Raw genomic sequence first — 17,176 nt, 5'->3', positions numbered from 1 at the left:
TTTTTATACATTTTTAACTTTTGATCTTCCCCCGCAATCAAGTGAGGGCTCTATTCAATCAATTAGGCTACCATAATGAGTAGTTCCCATCAGTTTTAGATTGACTGACCATGTATTTTACTGCCTCGATAATTTCGTTTGTTGTGCATTGATTACAGCCTCCATTTTTCGGATGATCTTTTCCATGAACAGTATTTTCAATCAATACATCTACATTTTTTGCAATCAGGGATTTCCATGCTTCTTTATCGCCAATTTTAGGTGCCCCGTCTTTTCCATCATTATGACACGCAGCACAATGCGCGTTATAAACGGCTTGACCACTTTCAGGGTATTTTTTTGCACCACCAGACTTGAGATCCAATAATTGTGTGCGAGTCAATGATTCATTGAGTATGAAATCCACAGCTGAAATAATATCGTTATCGGAACACGTCACGCAGGCACCTTTAACTGGCATAAAGTTAAATCCATCGATTGCATGACGATATAGTCCAGTTAATCCGCTGCTTTTTAAGCGTTCATACCAACTTGCCGAACTCCCCAACAATGGAGCACTCATCGCGCCATCTTGGTGACAAATCACACACGCAGTGAAATAAACTTGCTTCCCACGATCGAGGGAAGGAGGATCATTTGAAGGCGGTAGCCCTAAAGGTTCTTCGCTGACAACTGTTTTAAGGTAGGTCGCGACAGCCATTCTATCTTCGTCAGTTAAGTACATCAGACTGTTACGATTAACTTCAGCCATAGGACCCGCTACTCGCCCTGCATTGTTAATGAGCTTATCATATTTGAATACATCGGCGACCTGTTCATGAGTTGCACTTTCCAAACCATACTTAGTAATGTTTGGCGCCCAGTAGCCATCAATAAATCCACCAGTCAGGTAATATCTATTCTTTGGGGCTCCGAATGGATTTAATGGAGTATGGCACATACTGCAATGGCCTAAGCCATCTACGATATACTTTCCACGGTTCCACTCAGGAGATCTTCCTTTTTCATATTGAAACTCATGTCCTTCAGGAAAGAAAAATAATAAGTTCCATCCCCAAAGGGTAAAGCGAGCACCAGGAACATTAAAGGGGAAGGGTAACGATTTGTTAGGTAAATTAACGGGCGGCAAGCTCATAAAATAAGCATATAGAGCACGCGCATCTTCCTCGGTGGTTTTAGAAAAATACACATAAGGGAATACGGGAAAATAATTTCTTCCTTTGGGATCGCGACCTTCTTTAAGTGCACGGATAAAATCTTTTTCAGTCCAATTACCGATTCCTGTTTCTTTATCGGGAGTAATGTTGGGACTATAAAATGTTCCGAAAGGAGTTGCGATAGGTAACCCACCTGCATAAGCGGGCGTGCCTGCTTTGACATTCGTATGGCAGGAAATACAGTCGCCCATCTTTGCCAAATATTCTCCACGCTCAATTAAAGTCTGTTGTTCACCTGTGGCTGGAGCAGTAGGTGGATAGACAGGATAATATCCGTCATGAATTTGTAATTTCTGTTGGGCAGGCGCAGCATTTTCTGCATGTAGTAATTGACCTGCTAGACCAAGCACCGTCAAAGTTGCAGTGACGATTAGCTTTCTTAGTAACAAAGAGCCCACGCTCCCTCCTATTTGTTCTTATTTTGTACGCTTCTCTTGCGGAGACAGAATAATCGACGCATTTTATACTCCACAATGCATAAGTTGCAATGTTATAATCGCTATCTTTGATTTTTTTTAATATTGCAATTATGTTTGTTTATCTCAATGGTTTGTTTTTAGGCTTATCTTTGATCATTGCTCTAGGGCCGCAAAACGTCTTTTTGATTAAACAAGGCGCACAAAAAAATCATGCGATTCTTTCTGCTGTCATATGTTTTATCTGTGATTTTATTTTAATTTGCTCCAGTATTGCAGGCTTGCACAAATTGCTTCAGCTTCGTCCTGTTCTGCAAATATGGATGATGCTGTTAGGCACACTTTTTTTACTTTTTTATTCCGCCAAAACCTTAGCCAACGCATTTTCCAAATCATCGGAAGATGCAGAAAATATACACCAACCACGCAACAGAGCCCAAATCATTCTCTTAGCTTTGGGGTTTAGTATCCTTAACCCGCACGCAATTATTGATTCGCTGGTCATTATAGGTGGTGGCAGCAGCGGATATCCAAATCAGGAACCTATTTTTTTACTGGGTGTGCTCACATCAAGCTTTGTCTGGTTTAGTTCATTAACCTTTACAGCACTATATTTTTCTGACGTTTTGACCAAAGCAAATGTATGGAAAGGAATTGAGTTAATTAGCGGCATGCTAATGGCTTTCATAGGTATTAAACTCGGTACGGATTGTTTAAGCTTAATTTCAGAGATAATTGGGAAATCAATTTAATAGAAAGGGCCAATCAGTGTGTCGCCAATTGACCCAGTGGAATGACACATAGCAAGTCCAACCTCGCAACGCGAATATCTCATAATCATTTATTCATGTCAATCAGGAGTGCTCGCCCAAAAACATTTTCCATTGTTGTTCTTACTTACTTCAGTTAAACTCAAAGCTTTTATAAATATTGAGCAATACATGTTTTACGGTGACACTATTCAAGAAACACGACACATGTTTTTTTCCAGCTGGGAAAAATATCAACATCAAAAACTGCTGTCACCCCTAGAAAATGAAATTGTTCAAGTGATATTGGCTCATCCTGAATATCATAAGATACTTGAGAATCAGAATAAATTTCAGCAGCAATCTTATTTTCCCGAGTCAGGGGAAGCAAATCCATTTCTGCATATGGGTCTTCATCTTGCGATTAGAGAGCAAATCGCTACTGACCGTCCTGTTGGGATTCATGAAATTTATAAAAATTTAATCAAAAAATACAAAGATCCATTATCCGTAGAGCATTTAATGATGGAGCAATTAGCCGAATGCTTATGGCTCTCACAAAAAAATAACCTCCCCCCTGATGAACAAAAATATCTGCAAACATTAGCCAGCCTTTGAATTATTTTATTAACTTATAGTTCTTGACCCCTCCCCCTACGCACCGCGCTTTATGCGTGGTATTCAGGAGCTCTTGTCTTTAAACATAAATTCAAAAGTTCATCAAAACATTTTTCTGGATACCACGCATAAAGCGCAGTACGTAGCAAAAAAGGAATTTACGAGGATCTCTCAATGCTGTCCGCATCCACGGAACCTGTCTTTCAAACAGAAACATAAAAGTGCATCAAAGCATTTTTGGATATCGCGCGAATGGAAGTAATGTTAACCCCCCTTCATCAACAGAAAAGATGAGTTTTCGTTATGCCCCGCTACATCATCCTGCGGTTCCGTTTGGTATTCAAGAATATCTCCAGGCTGACACTGGAGATAGGCACAAATTGCTTCCAATGTCGCAAAGCGTATTGCCTTAGCTTTACCATTTTTTAAAATAGACAAATTCGCTTCAGTAATCCCTATTGCTTCTGCCAATTCTTTAAGCCTGCATTTGCGTTTCGCCATCATCACATCCAAATTAACAATAATAGACACGAGAATATTCCTTAAATTGTTAATTGCGTTTCTGATTTTAGTTGATGTGCTTCCTGAACAATCCAGGATGCAACTAAAATAATAAAAGCCGTAATTAAAGTAGATAAATTCGCTGAATTCAAGGTAAGACTGGCAAGACGTTCGCCTTTAGGGTTAGCAAAAGTAAGGGCTGCAGTCATAAGCGGTTGATAAAATAACTGCACCAACTCACCCAAAATCATGTAAATACTTACCTGTTTAATTAATTTGATATTTTCCTCTTCAAACAGATAACCGCTCTCAAAAAGATGGAATAGCTTGGCTAATTTATGGCAAATTAAAATGGTGATGGTCAGCGGCATCCATTCAATCACCAATACGATAAACCGATGCAGCCAAGAAAAATGGGATGGGTCACGGATCTGTTCTGTAGAAATTAAAGAAGACCAGGCTCCTATATAACACATCCAATCGAACTTAAATAAGATTAAAAAGGTTGTAATTAAGGGAATGAGCCAGCAAAGAGCACAAAATAGCAGGTAAAGAATATGACTGGTTTTTTTTATTTTTTGCATGATAAATACCTATGAATAAATACGTGTAGAAATTATATCAAGAATTTATCGTTTATCAATAAAAATATATTAAATTATAGATATTAATTATTATTTCATAAGCAGCTCTCCAAAGTGATATAACCGCTGATAACTGAGGAGAGCCAATAATAGGTCTAAATAGTATTTCAATTGAACATAAATGAGCTATTTGACACTAAATTAAGTTTTTCATCTAAAAGACTTAAATTTTTAGGCACAATGATAAATTGGTAGTTATCATTGTGGAAGTTAACAGGCGCGACGCCTCCTCTAATGTAACGTGCATTATTGCGTTTCTCCACTGTAAATCTATTTTCCGGTCTCTGATCGAAATCAATACAACCAAGCTTTTCAAGGAGCGTCAGCCTTGCAATTGTTTTTGGATCAACTTGGCTAACAGACCAAAATTTTTGGGTGCGAATATGCGGAAAAGGTCTCGTATAACTTCCTTCCCCACTAACAATAACCAAATCTTGAATGTGTTTATCATCTGGAAAATGCTCTTTAATTAAAGCAAGGGCTCTTTCAAGTTGCTTTCCTTCTAAATGCATTTTTTCTTTATTGGTAAAATAATTCTCTAAATGAGCTTTATTAACTGCTTTTATAATAATCGCTATTTGATTAGAATCTTCTGAAGACTTTACTTCATAAATTAAACTGCCTCCAAATTGGACAAAACCTGAAAGCTTTAATTGAGCATTTTTTCCTTTTACATCCTCTTTATCGAAAAAAACTCTAAGATCAATTGGAAATCCGGGACTACTGGATTGAAAATAAAGTGAAAACTCATTATTCGTCAAATCGCAGAATTGATTTAGCATACTCTTAATCTCATAAAAATCTGTTTGATCTTGAGATGCAATGAAGTCAATGATAGAAAAATTATCACCGGAATTACTTTTCGTACAGGTGATTACATCATTGTGTTCTTCTTGTGGAAAGGGTTTTTCTAATGTTTGTAAATCCTGAATAGGATAGGTCATTTGATTATCCACTTGGACTTTAATATATCTACACCGGATATCATGTAATCCATTCCTGATAATGACGGAATTAACTTCAGGGGAATGTATACCCTCTTCTGTTGGGAATTGAAAATTAGTTTTAGTATTATTAAGAAATTCAGGGTAAGCAACGTCGGTAATAATAAATGTAGATTGATTCGTTTCTGCATTAATTTTTTCTTCAAATTTAATGAAATTGTATTTATTTTGTAATAAGGTCAAACGTCTTCTTATTTCTGTTGTCTTAGGGTCCGAAGTTATTAAAGGTTGTGAGGTCCTTAAATCAGTTAACGCCCCATCCTCACTATCGCGGCTGGTTGATTCGCCTATGCTAAATCCACCCTCAGTTAATTCCATTACCTGATTGATTCTGCTTTTAACTTCAGTTATCGCCGAAGTATAGTCTTCGCCAATCATAGAAATAAGTTCGAGAATTGATTTCATAAATTTTTTACCTCTTGTTTTTTAAAAAATTAAAATTGATCAGCAATAAAGCAATTAAATAAAATATATTCCTGTGTTCGTTCCAATCATCTAATGAATAAGTAAAACATATAAGACCAGGTATCTTACTCAAAATTAGTTAATATGGAAAATAAAATAACAAATTCGTGTTCTTTGTCGGGAGCAAGAAAAAAGAAAACTCAAGTTGGGAAATAATTTCATTACAAAAAATCAGAACAGTACTGGAGGATATCTGGATGAATCTTTTCATGCGAAATAATAATGCAAAATCAAAGTCCATTGGGATTTTACCCAATAAGCTAAGACATATAGGGCTGGGTATCTTGACTAAAATCAGTTAATATGGAGCATTAAATAACAAATTCGTGTTCCTCTATGGCTGATCAAGAAAAAGAAACTCATTTTGGTTACTCCACTGTTGCCTGGGATGAGAAAGAAAAGAAAGTAGCGGAAGTTTTTCATTCCGTCGCAAAAAGTTATGATGTGATGAATGATTTAATGTCTTTAGGTATTCACCATTTGTGGAAACGCTATACCGTAGAGCTTAGCCAAGTGCGTCCCGGTCAGTTTGTTTTAGATTTAGCAGGAGGCAGTGGGGATTTAACCCGTTTGTTATGCAAAAAAGTCGGAGATTTAGGCCGTGTTGTTCTAGCGGATATTAATTCAGCCATGCTGAATGTAGGACGTAATCGCCTATTGGATGAAGGCTTATATAAAAATATTGATTATGTACAAGGGAATGCCCAATGTCTTCCTTTTGCTGATAATAGTTTTCATTGCATTACTATGGGATTTGGCTTAAGGAATGTGACGGATAAGGAAGAGGCGCTTCGTTCGATGTATCGTGTATGCAAGCCCGGTGGGAAATTAATGATTCTTGAATTCTCAACCCCCACATTTCCTGGCTTAAAGCCTATTTATGACTGGTATTCGTTTAATATTTTACCTAAAATAGGTGGGTTTATTGCGCAAGACAAAGCCAGTTATCAATACCTTGCTGAATCCATACGCATGCACCCGAATCAAACCAAACTAAAAGAAATGATCGAGCATGCGGGATTTGAAGATTGCCATTATGATAATCTTAGCGGCGGCATAGTTGCCTTGCACATTGCCTATAAATATTGAGTTCATTATGTTAAAAAAATATTCTCTAAAGGCCCTCCAAATAGCCATTAACAAAGCCGCCAGACTGGATGAACAGATGCCAGCCAAACTGAAAGCGCTTGATAATAAAGCTCTTGAAATGATTATAAGTCCTTTAAATGTTAATTTTTTCATCCTTTTTAAAGACGGTGAAATCATCTTGCTGGATAGCTACGAGAGAAAAGCAGACACAATCATCCATAGCAATCCTTTAGGTTTAATTCGGCTTAGTTTATTACCTGCATCCAAGGCACGCTCTTTATTTAATGATAAAATCCGCATGACTGGCGATACAGAATTAGGGCAACACGTAAAAAAACTGTTTGATGAAATGGATATCGATTGGGAAGGACATCTGGCTCATTTTACCGGTGATGTAGTTGCTCATCAGATAGGTTCTTTTGTACGTAAAGGATTGGCATTCAAAAAGAGATTGGATGATTCCATGCGCCAGAATATGTCTGAATACTTGCAAGAAGAATTGCGTCTGTTTCCTACAAAATATGAGCTGGAAGATTTTTTTGTTGAAGTCGATGAGTTATCCTTAACTGTTGAGCGCTTGCAAGCCCATATAAATCAACTAATAAGCCGCTATGAAATCCATTAAAAAACTCATTCGCCTTATCCATATCAATCATGTTCTGGCTAAAAACGGGCTAGATAATGTAGTTGTTTCATTAAGGTTATTTGCGCCTCTGCGTTTTATTGTTTATTTAAATCCCTGGAACTGGTTTCGTAAAGAACAGTTAACCCATGGTGAAGCACTTCGTAAATCATTGGAAAAGCTTGGTCCTATTTTTATTAAATTCGGTCAGGCCCTTTCTACACGTCCCGATATTTTACCCTTGGATATTGCGATTGAACTGAGCAAATTACAAGACAAAGTTCCTCCATTCTCCAGTGAACTCGCAATGGCTATTATTGAACAAGCCTATGGTTTATCTCCTTATGAAGTTTTTGCTGAATTTGATTCAATCCCATTGGCATCGGCCTCTATGGCTCAAGTGCATGCGGCAACCTTGAAGACAGGCGAGGAAGTGATTGTCAAAGTACTTAGGCCCAAGATGCGACGCATCATTGAGCAAGATTTAAGTATTATGCATACTATTGCAAAATGGGCGGATCGATATTGGCCTGAGATTAGGCGTTTAAAACCCAGGGAAATTGTAACCGAATTTGAACATACCCTAATTGATGAACTCGACTTGTTGAGAGAGGCAGCCAATGCTGCTCAGTTAAGGCGTAACTTTGAGCATTCCCCCATACTGTATATTCCAGAAGTATATTGGGACTATTCACATTCCAACGTCATGGTACTCGAACGAATCCATGGCATACCAGTATCTGACCTATCGAGTTTGCAAGCTCATGGGATTGATATAAAAAAACTTGCTGAGCGCGGCGTAGAAATTTTCTTTACACAAGTATTTCGTGATTGTTTTTTTCATGCAGACATGCATCCAGGAAATATTTTTGTTTCTTATAAAAATCCCAAAGAACCGCAATATATCTGCATTGACTTTGGGATTATGGGTACACTAAACGATAATGACAAACGATATTTAGCTGAAAATCTCTTGGCTTTTTTTAATCGTGATTACCGACGTGTAGCCGAATTACATGTTGAGTCAGGTTGGGTTGCCCGGGATACCCGTGTTGATGAATTTGAAAGCAGTATCCGTACAGTATGTGAGCCTATTTTTGAACGACCTTTAAAAGATATTTCATTTGCCCAAGTGGTATTGCGTCTTTTTCAGGTTGCGCGACGCTTTCATATGGAAGTTCAACCACAATTGATTTTATTGCAAAAAACACTGCTTGCTGTAGAAGGCTTAGGACGCCAACTCTACCCCGATTTGGATTTATGGGCCACTGCCAAACCTTTTCTTGAAAAGTGGGTAAGGGATCAAATCGGCCCCAAGGCATTCATTACTCAATTAAAAAAGAATCTACCTTTTTTTGCTGAACAATTACCGCATATGCCTAAACTGCTCTTTGATTTTCTAGAGCTTAAGAAAGAAGAATTAATAATAAATAAAGAGCGTGCTAATGCGCAGCCAGAAAATGAAAAATTAGCAGTACACTGGAATAGCGTTGCAACGGGCGCAGGACTTTCTTTTCTTTTAGTAAGCCTGCTCGACTATTTGCATTTTATTCACAATAAACAGCTCGCTCCACTTGCTCTTACAGGAGCTATTTTGACGGGTCTGTTTGTTCTTTTTAACCGTAGTGCGAGGAACTAACATGGGACTAAGCGGCATCAGCCCTCTTTCATTATTATTAATTCTGGTTATTATTATTGCTCTTTTTGGTACTTCCAAATTAAAAACTATAGGCACGGATCTTGGCGAAGCGATTAGAAATTTCCGCAAAGCCTTAAATGAAGAACAAACAAATGAGCCGCCAAAAGAGGATAATAAATCCTCATGAGCGGTGGTGAACTTCTTATTATTTTTATTGTTGCCCTCATTGTATTTGGACCTAAGAAACTCCCCATGCTGGCCACACATTTAGGGTTATTAATAAGAAAACTGAACCAACTCAGAGCCCAGGCTGGGATACTCTGGCAACAGCAACTTGATGCTTTACAGTTGCAAGAAAATCAGCGTAAGGCAAAAGAAGCGGATGAACAATATAAAAAAGAAGAACAGACTCCATAGTTTTACTGGAGTTTAGATCACATAAATATCGCCACTACTACGTCCCGCGACGGGATCCTGTTAATTGCCTACTCTCCAGATCTCGCACAAGCCGCGGACGCAGGATAAACGATAAGCAAAAACTGATGATCCCTCATGGTTATCATTAGCTCATCTTATACATTTTAGAATATTTTTGAAGTAGGTTTAGACTCATGGCTGTTCATGAAATAAAGCAATTAATTCTTTACTGGAAGAACATCCTAACGACTCCATTAATTTAGCAATCATCCCTTCGACTGTCCTGTAAGAAACATGAGTTTCACGCGCAATTTCTTTAGCTGTTTTGCCTTGTGCCAACAACTTGAGGTATATGGCTTGTTGTTCAGATAACTCAACCTTTGTGTGGGATTCTTTATGGTATAAGGTGAAATCTTTTTTCTCCAAAATTGATTTTAGGTTTTTTTGGGGTAGCATTTCTTCATTCCCCACCACAGCCTTCACAATACCACGCGTATGCTCCTCTAATTTTCCATCATCACCCTGAATAATTAGCGTAGCAACCTCTTTATATAAATTATCTCGCTCATCATGTAGTTGATCAAAAAAATCGCTCAGACTTGATATAGGCAATAAACTTGTAGTATTTCGAGCAGTACGATCGATTTGGACCGGAGTACTCACATCCAAAAATATAGTCATTTCATCTCGTAATAATTGACGATTTTTTAATGACAAAACAACGCTAGAATTAGTTGTCACAACGATATGCTCTTGGGTACAAAGGGAAGTTAATATATCAAACTGACATTCATAAAAAGCTACACTCCCAGGGTCTCCAAGTATTTCCGACACATGTCGTCCAACATGGAACTCTAACCCCAAATCCGCATCGACAAATCGCCACCCTAATGATTGAGCCACAGACTTTGCTAATAATCCTTTACCAGCACCATGATGCCCAACAATAAAAATTCTTTGCGGTTGATTCATTCTAACTATCTCCTCAATCCAAATTACACATTAATTATACAAATAGAGCTTAAGATGCATCAATACGTAGAACTACGTGTATATAGGTACGGGCTTATTATTTTAATCTAACAGAAAAATTAATTTTGGGAAAAATAGCGGTATTTTTCTCTTACAAGAATTAACTTAAGAAGATACTCATTGCTAATAGTCCTGCAGCATTAAGTTGCCTTACTTCCCACCTTATCCTCGGCCTCTAAATCCCGCAACATCACTGGATCCCGCGAGCAAGTCGTGGAAGCAGGGGAGAAAGGCGAGAGTCCTTAATGGCGTGGCTCTTTTTTACTCACTTAGTCTTTTTTAGCATGCCTGTCTGGGGCTTTATCAGTGTTATTTTTATGAAGTGTTGGCGTATTGCATATTCGCTGATGCGTGCAATCATTGCCGGATTTTTTCGATTAAAATCCAATTGCCGGATCCTCTCTTGGGTATCGTCATGCACAAATAGAAATAAATTGAGGCTGAGAGAAACTCCGGGAAAAATGGGGTATAAGTTTACTCTATTCTTGTTCCGCTAATTTCCTTAAATGCTCGTCCGATAAGCGAAATTGCAGCAAATCGGTACGCGGATATGCTCCTATACATTCAAAAAATTCAATGGCTTTTTTATTCCAGGTAAATGCATGTCCTTCCATTCGACAACACTCCTTTGCAATCGCCAGGCGTGCAAGATGAGCTAATAAGCTAGTGCCCAAACCAAAATTACGATAGGGTTCATCGACAAAGAGATCTTCAATATACAAAATAGGTGCTCCTGCCGAGGCAGAGTACGAGAAAAAGTACAAGGCGTAACCCGCTGGTTTTTTCTTAGATTCAGCTAATAAAATATGAAAATATTTATTTCGACCAAAGCCATGGGATTCAATTTTTTCCAAAGTTAAATTTATCTCTTCAGGTTTTTTTCTTTCAGCTTCAGCCAGCTTCTTTATTAAATCCAGGATTTCCTCTTTATCGTTTTTCTTAGCAATTCGAAAAGTAAACTCCATATTACCCCCTGCAATCCAAAAATCTTAATCAAAGCGATTTACTGGTTGATGACAATAAGGTGCTTTATGATGTTTGGCATAATAATCCTGATGGTATTCTTCTGCTGGCCAAAATGTTTGTACTGGCAGAAGACGAGTCGCAACCAGATACCCTCTTTTTTGCAGCATTTGGACTAAGGTTTCTGCTTCTTCTAGTTGTTCCTGATTATAGTAAAATACAGCACTCTGATATTGCTGACCTATATCTGGACCTTGGCCCGACTTTTGTGTGGGATCATGGATTTCAAAAAAACGTTTTAGTACTTGGTGGTAATCCGTCTTAGCTTTATCATAAATAACCCGAACTGCTTCATAATGGCCTGTATTGCCCTGACACACCTGGTCATAACTGGGCTCTGAGGTAACACCACCTGTGTAACCCACTTCAACCCGAAGAACTCCGGAGATTTGCTTTAAAAAATGATCAACCCCCCAAAAACATCCGCCAGCCATTATTGCTTCTTCAGTATCCAATACCTGGCTGTCTGCAACAAAATCAATGGAAGCGGAATTGACGCAATGACGTAAATTCTTTTGTGTAAAATACTCTCCAGTAAAGACATGACCTAAATGAGCATCACAACGCGAACACAGGATTTCCGTACGTTGGCCATCACTATCTGGGAGCTGTTTCACTGCATGAACGATGTTATCATCAAAGCTTGGCCAGCCGCACCCAGAGCTGAATTGGCTTGACCCGCGAAATAAGGCCAAACCACAACGTCTGCATAAATAAGTCCCTTGCGTTATGACAAAATTGTATGCCCCAGTATGAGGATATTCTGTGGCTTTATCACAGATTATCCTTTTTGTTAGAGGAGTTAAACTGGCAGTTTTATCAAGATAATCATCCATAATTTCTACCTATGTTGTCCTTGGCAGATTTTATCTGCTAAATAACCTATCGCTCCTGCATAATAGATGGAATTATTATAATGTAAAATCATCTTATAATTTGGGAAGGTTAGGAAGGTTGGTCCGCCTAATGGTTGAACAATACTCGCTTGCAGATTTTGGAAAGGTAGCAGCTCGCCTCCTTCAGTACGCACGCCCATAGCACTCCATTCACTTACAGGTTTTACAATTTTTTTTCCTTCCATAGCCATATCAAATTTATGAGGTAATTTGACCTGGATTGCCCATGGTTCACCTGTTTGCCATCCATTTTGCTTCATATAATTTGCAATTGAAGCAAAGACATCCGGTTTACTTCTCCAAATATCTTTTCGCCCATCCCCATCATAATCAACAGCGTATTTCACCCAGCTTGAAGGTAAAAATTGTGGTTGGCCTGAAGCGCCTGCCCACTCTCCTTTGAAATCAGCGAGACTCACATGTCCTTCATTCAAGATATGCAAAGCAATAAATAATTCTTTACGGAAAAAATCCTTACGATTAGAGTCATATGCCAACGTAGCTAAAGCTTTCACTACAGGGAAATTACCCATATACGTGCCATAACTCGTTTCCATTCCCCAAAATGAAACGATAAAGCAAGGATTTACTCCGTATTGCTTGGCTACCGCCTCTAATACAGCCTGGTTTTTTTTGAATTCCTTGCGTCCTATGGCAATCCTATAATTATCCACACGCGTATTGCGGTATTTAATAAACGTGAGCCGATGTTCTGGTTGCGAACGTAAAAATCCTTTAATTTGACGACTTGGCTCATGGATTCCTGCAAATGCCTCATCAAAAATTTCTGGTGATATTCCTTGTTGTAATGCTTCTGCCCTAATTCCAGAAACCCAAGCATTCCAATTTTGTTGTGCGAAGGCAACATGATGTACCAGAACGTATGCGATTATCGCAAGTCCCCATTTTTTCATAGCCTTTCCCCCTGATTTTTATTACCTGATTGCCATCTCAATATTTAAAGATAGACCATTTATCATAAAACAAGTAGCCGGCTACAACCCCATGGCCGGTATTTAGTATTTCATTTTACTCAATTCGCAAGTAAACCTGTCATTCCCATAAAGCTGGATCCATTTTAATACTGGCAATGTGCTCAATCACGGATGAATTCCTGTGCCTTCGCAGGAAGACCACATCCACTTTATGCTTTGCTTTTCAGCCCCGCCCAGTTTCTTGAAATAAAATTCAAGACAATTGCTGCATGCCTGGATTTCCTTAAGTTGACGCCATTGCCATCTTCCCCCGCAGGCGGGGATCCATTTTTACATTGGCAAGGGCGCTCAGTCCAGGATGGAGCCCGCATACGTAGGAATGACAACATCCACTTTTCTGCTTAACTTGACAGCCATGGGGGTTGTAGCCCATGGCTAGGATTATACAGTGAGTATTAAAGCGCTTCCATAAATGTTGTTAAATCTGCCTTCTCTTCTTGAGTTAACTGTAATTGCAATACCAAGTTAAAAAACTCTACAGTATCTGCCAGAGTTAATAAACGGCCATCATGTAGGTAAGGTGGAGAATCTTTAATTCCTCTCAAAGGAAATGTTTTTATAGATCCATCACCAACTGCTTTCATGCCATTGATCATTTGTGGTTGATAGAATCGTTCGGTTTGTAAATTATGCATGGAGTTGTCAGTATAGTAAGGAGGAGTATGACAACCAGAGCATTTTGCCTTGCCAAAAAACAGCTCCTGTCCACGTAACTCCGCTGGACTCGCTTTAGCTGGATCCAATTTTCCTTCCCAGGTTAATTTAGGCGCTGGAGGAAAATCAAGAATAGACTGAAACTCAGACATGAAGTGAACTTGGCTGCCACGCTCCAAAATATTGACCCCTTTTTTGGTCGCAATCACAGGATCACCATCAAAATAGGCTGCTCTTTGTTCAAATTCAGTAAAATCCTCCACTGTTTTTAATGCACGCTGAGATCCAAATAATCTTTGGATATTTAAACCGCGCAATGTTGGGGTATTGATACGATGGCGAAACTCCTGGGGCCTAATATCACCCACCAAATGTGTTGCTTTATTCGTGTGGCCGTTCGCGTGACAATCAAAACAAGCAACTCCACGACTGGGTCTTATCGTACGCCGGTCTTCAGTTTGGTTAAATTGTTGTTGTGGAAATGGAGTGACTAACAGACGCAAACCTTCCAGTTGTTTGGGATTCAATAGACCGTTAAACAATTCATAATAATTTTCAATGGTTACCAGTTTACCTTGGGAAACGTCTCCAAGATCAGGTCGGGTAACTAAATAGATCGGTGCTGGATGAGGTGGTAAAAAATGATCAGGAATATCAAAATCCAAATCAAATCGTGTCAGATCCCTGTCTTCTTGTTTTTTAATTTCATTTATAGAAAACTTGGGAAATAACATTCCTCCTTCAGGATGATTAGGATGGGGTAACGGTAAGAAGCCCTGAGGAAAAAGGCCTTTGTTCTTAATCTCCTCAGGACTCATTTTGGCAAGCTGGTCCCATGTTGCGCCCTCAGGCAACTTCACTCGAACCCCTTCTTGCACAGGTTTGCCATTCGACATCTTTGCCGTTTGAGAGGGTTTATTACTTAAATCATAACGTTGTTTTAAGAGTTCTTGCTGCCTTTCATTGATTGCTTGTTTCTCGCTGCTCATACGCTGCAAAATACTCGCAAAAGTCTCATGAATCACTACGGGTAAATAACTTGAAGGGACTGAAGCACTAGAAGAAGTATTAGTAGAATTAGCTTGTGGCGGAACCGAATCAGCAGCAAAAGCAAAAGAACAAATGCCTGATGTTAAGGCCATCACTCCCAAAGATTTTTTTAACATACTCAAATCCATTTAAATGAAAAGAATTTTTTCATCATAAAATACTTATAAATTCAGTGCAATAGAATCAAAACTCCATATATTTATAACCTAGAGGCAACGCAGTAAAATAAATTTTTAAGTCTGCTTAGTGTCTGTTGACAATTCGCTAGATTAAGCCAAAATGCTGTGATTTTAGAATTTATAATATGCTTTAAAACCCCAAATCCTATTTATGAAACCAAATCATCTGTTAAAAATTATTCTAGCCAGCGCCTCTCCAAGACGCTTGCACATCTTGCAAGAGCACGGTTTGTCTGCTGTAGTTATGCCTGCCAACATTGAAGAAATACAACAAAAAGACGAAGAAGCTAAAATATATGTCACTCGACTTGCCAAAGAAAAAGCTCAAACTATTTTGGCGCAGGTTGAAATGGGTACAGCGGACATCATTCTGGCAGCAGATACTACTGTGGCCTACCTGGAACATATTTTAGAAAAGCCCCGCGACCACCAAGATGCATATAGGATGTTAAGCATGCTAAGTGGCAATTCTCATGAGGTTTATACAGGCTATGCTTTAATTTTTCTGCCAGAACAACAATGGTGGGTTGATTGTGTGGCCAGCAGCATTACGTTTCACACGCTTTCAGAGCAACAAATACAAAATTATATTGATACAGGAGATCCTTTTGATAAGGCTGGAGGATATGGCATCCAAAATGTATACGATGCATTTATAAAAGAAATAAAAGGCTCCTATTACAATGTTATGGGTTTGCCCATTGAAGAAATTATGAAAAAAATTTCTCTCAGATACTCTGAATCAATTTAATTTATATGTTGAGAGCGTACTTGGTTTTTTCCAGCTTTTTTCGCTTCATATAATGTTTTATCAGCTGCTGAAATCACTTCATCCACATCATTATCATAAAATGGAGAAACGCTGACTATTCCTATACTAATTGTAGTTTCACCCTTTTTTGTTTGTTTTTTAAATTTATTTTGCAACTTATTACACACTAAAATGGCATCATCAAGCGAAGTATTCGTCAAAATCGCTGCAAATTCATCGCCGCCAATACGAAATGCATTATCATCGGTTTTTGCAGAATTTTTGATGGCAGACGCTAATTGTTTCAAAAATAAGTCGCCGGAAGGATGACCATAATTATCATTAATATTCTTGAAATCATCTACATCGATTAGTACTAAATTAAGAGGATGTTTGTTTCTTTTTGCGTGCCGGAATTCGTCATGAAGCCGTTTATCAAAATAGCGGCGATTATAAAGGCCTGTTAATCCATCAGTAATTGAAACTCTGTGGACCTTTTGTAAAGCATTGTCTTTTTCTTTGCTCAGTTGAAGGGTTTCTTGTAATAACTTCGACGGAAATTTGGCTGTAATTATTAGCATCGTTACAAAAAGGATAAACATAATTGCTAAAATGATTCGATCCAGCTCACCCAGCCAAAAATTATAAACGATTAAAGGCAAAAACATGGGTAATAAATAAGCATAATAAGCGGGTAGATATACGGAAAGTGACGCCAGAGCCCCTGATGCCATGCCTCCTAAAGCCAGAGTAATAACATTTTGATGCATTTCAGAGAAATGAGGATAAAAAAGAATATAACAGGATCCCCACAAAGCACCTGTTAAAAATGTCAGAAATAAAAAACGGTTTTTTGTAGCTTCCTTTTTGACAATGTAATCGCTACTGGCAATACTTTTTTTACTATTAATCCAACGAGTAAAGCATAACATGATCATAGCAAGATACCATATAGCCACAGGCATTATGGATGCATGACGGTACAATAAATATCCCGCTATCACGGTAGAAACTAAAACATTGAAAGGAATTGCTTTAAGGGAACTCTCGAGAAGCAATAAAAAACATTCATCCTGTAATTGAAAAATCGACTTCCTCGTCATTTTATTCTCCGTCATTTAAATTTTAAAATTAAAATTCAAATTAAGAAGCAAAAAAAAGCGTGAATCTGAAATTACGTTTTAATGTTAATTTTAGCACATTAATAAATACGGT

18 protein-coding genes are annotated in these 17,176 nt (G+C 38.3%); 8 read left to right on the top strand and 10 right to left on the bottom strand.

Translation table 11 applies throughout. The features are described from left to right. Positions 1-67 precede the first annotated feature (67 nt). Positions 68-1,615: a c-type cytochrome gene (locus LXO92_RS02875; protein ID WP_182351249.1), complete on the bottom strand. Its 1,548-nt coding sequence runs from the start codon at positions 1,613-1,615 to the stop codon at positions 68-70. Between the two features lie 131 nt (positions 1,616-1,746). Between LXO92_RS02875 and LXO92_RS02870 the strand changes: the two genes are divergently transcribed. After that, positions 1,747-2,385 (top strand): LysE/ArgO family amino acid transporter, encoded by a 639-nt coding sequence (locus tag LXO92_RS02870; protein ID WP_182351248.1) that lies wholly within the window; start codon positions 1,747-1,749, stop codon positions 2,383-2,385. A 189-nt stretch (positions 2,386-2,574) separates the two neighbouring features. Then, complete coding sequence (locus tag LXO92_RS02865; protein WP_232890361.1) at positions 2,575-3,000, top strand: DUF1841 family protein; 426 nt, start codon at positions 2,575-2,577, stop codon at positions 2,998-3,000. A gap of 264 nt (positions 3,001-3,264) precedes the next feature. On the opposite strand, the gene LXO92_RS02860 is transcribed toward LXO92_RS02865, so the two are convergent. The 3 genes from LXO92_RS02860 to LXO92_RS02850 form a co-directional block, all read right to left on the bottom strand. After that, a complete protein-coding gene (locus LXO92_RS02860; protein WP_182351246.1) occupies positions 3,265-3,531 on the bottom strand; it encodes a helix-turn-helix domain-containing protein in 267 nt (88 codons plus the stop codon). Between the two features lie 11 nt (positions 3,532-3,542). Next, positions 3,543-4,085 (bottom strand): DUF2975 domain-containing protein, encoded by a 543-nt coding sequence (locus tag LXO92_RS02855; RefSeq protein ID WP_182351245.1) that lies wholly within the window; start codon positions 4,083-4,085, stop codon positions 3,543-3,545. A gap of 167 nt (positions 4,086-4,252) precedes the next feature. Continuing rightward, positions 4,253-5,554: a hypothetical protein gene (locus LXO92_RS02850; protein WP_232890360.1), complete on the bottom strand. Its 1,302-nt coding sequence runs from the start codon at positions 5,552-5,554 to the stop codon at positions 4,253-4,255. A 396-nt stretch (positions 5,555-5,950) separates the two neighbouring features. Between LXO92_RS02850 and ubiE the strand changes: the two genes are divergently transcribed. The 5 genes from ubiE to LXO92_RS02825 are packed head-to-tail and all read left to right on the top strand — an operon-like array spanning position 5,951 to position 9,381. After that, positions 5,951-6,703 carry a bifunctional demethylmenaquinone methyltransferase/2-methoxy-6-polyprenyl-1,4-benzoquinol methylase UbiE gene (gene ubiE / locus LXO92_RS02845; RefSeq protein ID WP_182351243.1) on the top strand — a complete coding sequence of 251 codons (753 nt, stop codon included), beginning with the start codon at positions 5,951-5,953 and terminating at the stop codon, positions 6,701-6,703. A gap of 7 nt (positions 6,704-6,710) precedes the next feature. After that, positions 6,711-7,328 (top strand): ubiquinone biosynthesis accessory factor UbiJ, encoded by a 618-nt coding sequence (locus LXO92_RS02840; RefSeq protein WP_182351242.1) that lies wholly within the window; start codon positions 6,711-6,713, stop codon positions 7,326-7,328. Next, entirely contained in the window at positions 7,315-8,964 is a 1,650-nt protein-coding gene (ubiB, locus tag LXO92_RS02835) for a ubiquinone biosynthesis regulatory protein kinase UbiB (RefSeq protein ID WP_182351241.1), read from the top strand. Before LXO92_RS02840 ends, ubiB begins: the two co-directional genes overlap by 14 nt. A 1-nt stretch (position 8,965) precedes the next feature. Further along, a complete protein-coding gene (tatA, locus tag LXO92_RS02830; RefSeq protein WP_182351240.1) occupies positions 8,966-9,151 on the top strand; it encodes a twin-arginine translocase TatA/TatE family subunit in 186 nt (61 codons plus the stop codon). Continuing rightward, entirely contained in the window at positions 9,148-9,381 is a 234-nt protein-coding gene (locus tag LXO92_RS02825; protein WP_232890359.1) for a Sec-independent protein translocase subunit TatA/TatB, read from the top strand. Before tatA ends, LXO92_RS02825 begins: the two co-directional genes overlap by 4 nt. Positions 9,382-9,573: 192 nt before the next feature. Here LXO92_RS02825 and LXO92_RS02820 read toward each other — a convergent pair whose 3' ends face one another. From LXO92_RS02820 to LXO92_RS02800, 5 genes are all read right to left on the bottom strand, one after another. Next, the gene (locus LXO92_RS02820) at positions 9,574-10,353 is read right to left on the bottom strand and encodes a shikimate kinase (RefSeq protein WP_232890358.1); all 780 of its coding nucleotides are present in this window, start codon (positions 10,351-10,353) and stop codon (positions 9,574-9,576) included. 539 nt (positions 10,354-10,892) lie between these two features. Next, entirely contained in the window at positions 10,893-11,378 is a 486-nt protein-coding gene (locus tag LXO92_RS02815; protein WP_232890357.1) for a GNAT family N-acetyltransferase, read from the bottom strand. A 24-nt stretch (positions 11,379-11,402) separates the two neighbouring features. After that, positions 11,403-12,272, bottom strand: coding sequence for a bifunctional methionine sulfoxide reductase B/A protein (locus LXO92_RS02810; protein WP_232890356.1), 870 nt, complete (start codon positions 12,270-12,272; stop codon positions 11,403-11,405). Positions 12,273-12,277: 5 nt separating this feature from the next. Beyond that, entirely contained in the window at positions 12,278-13,246 is a 969-nt protein-coding gene (locus LXO92_RS02805) for a lytic murein transglycosylase (RefSeq protein ID WP_182351235.1), read from the bottom strand. A gap of 476 nt (positions 13,247-13,722) precedes the next feature. Then, entirely contained in the window at positions 13,723-15,147 is a 1,425-nt protein-coding gene (locus tag LXO92_RS02800) for a cytochrome B6 (protein ID WP_182351234.1), read from the bottom strand. Between the two features lie 214 nt (positions 15,148-15,361). Between LXO92_RS02800 and LXO92_RS02795 the strand changes: the two genes are divergently transcribed. Continuing rightward, positions 15,362-15,961 carry a Maf family protein gene (locus tag LXO92_RS02795; protein WP_182351233.1) on the top strand — a complete coding sequence of 200 codons (600 nt, stop codon included), beginning with the start codon at positions 15,362-15,364 and terminating at the stop codon, positions 15,959-15,961. On the opposite strand, the gene LXO92_RS02790 is transcribed toward LXO92_RS02795, so the two are convergent. Continuing rightward, complete coding sequence (locus LXO92_RS02790) at positions 15,958-17,064, bottom strand: GGDEF domain-containing protein (RefSeq protein WP_182351232.1); 1,107 nt, start codon at positions 17,062-17,064, stop codon at positions 15,958-15,960. The two genes, LXO92_RS02795 and LXO92_RS02790, sit on opposite strands and share 4 nt — an antisense overlap. Positions 17,065-17,176: the final 112 nt, after the last annotated feature.

It is taken from the genome of Legionella resiliens (genome assembly GCF_021344005.1).
Lineage (GTDB): Bacteria > Pseudomonadota > Gammaproteobacteria > Legionellales > Legionellaceae > Legionella > Legionella resiliens.
Note: the sequence above shows the minus strand (reverse complement) of the source record. Positions and strands in the feature narration are given on the sequence as shown.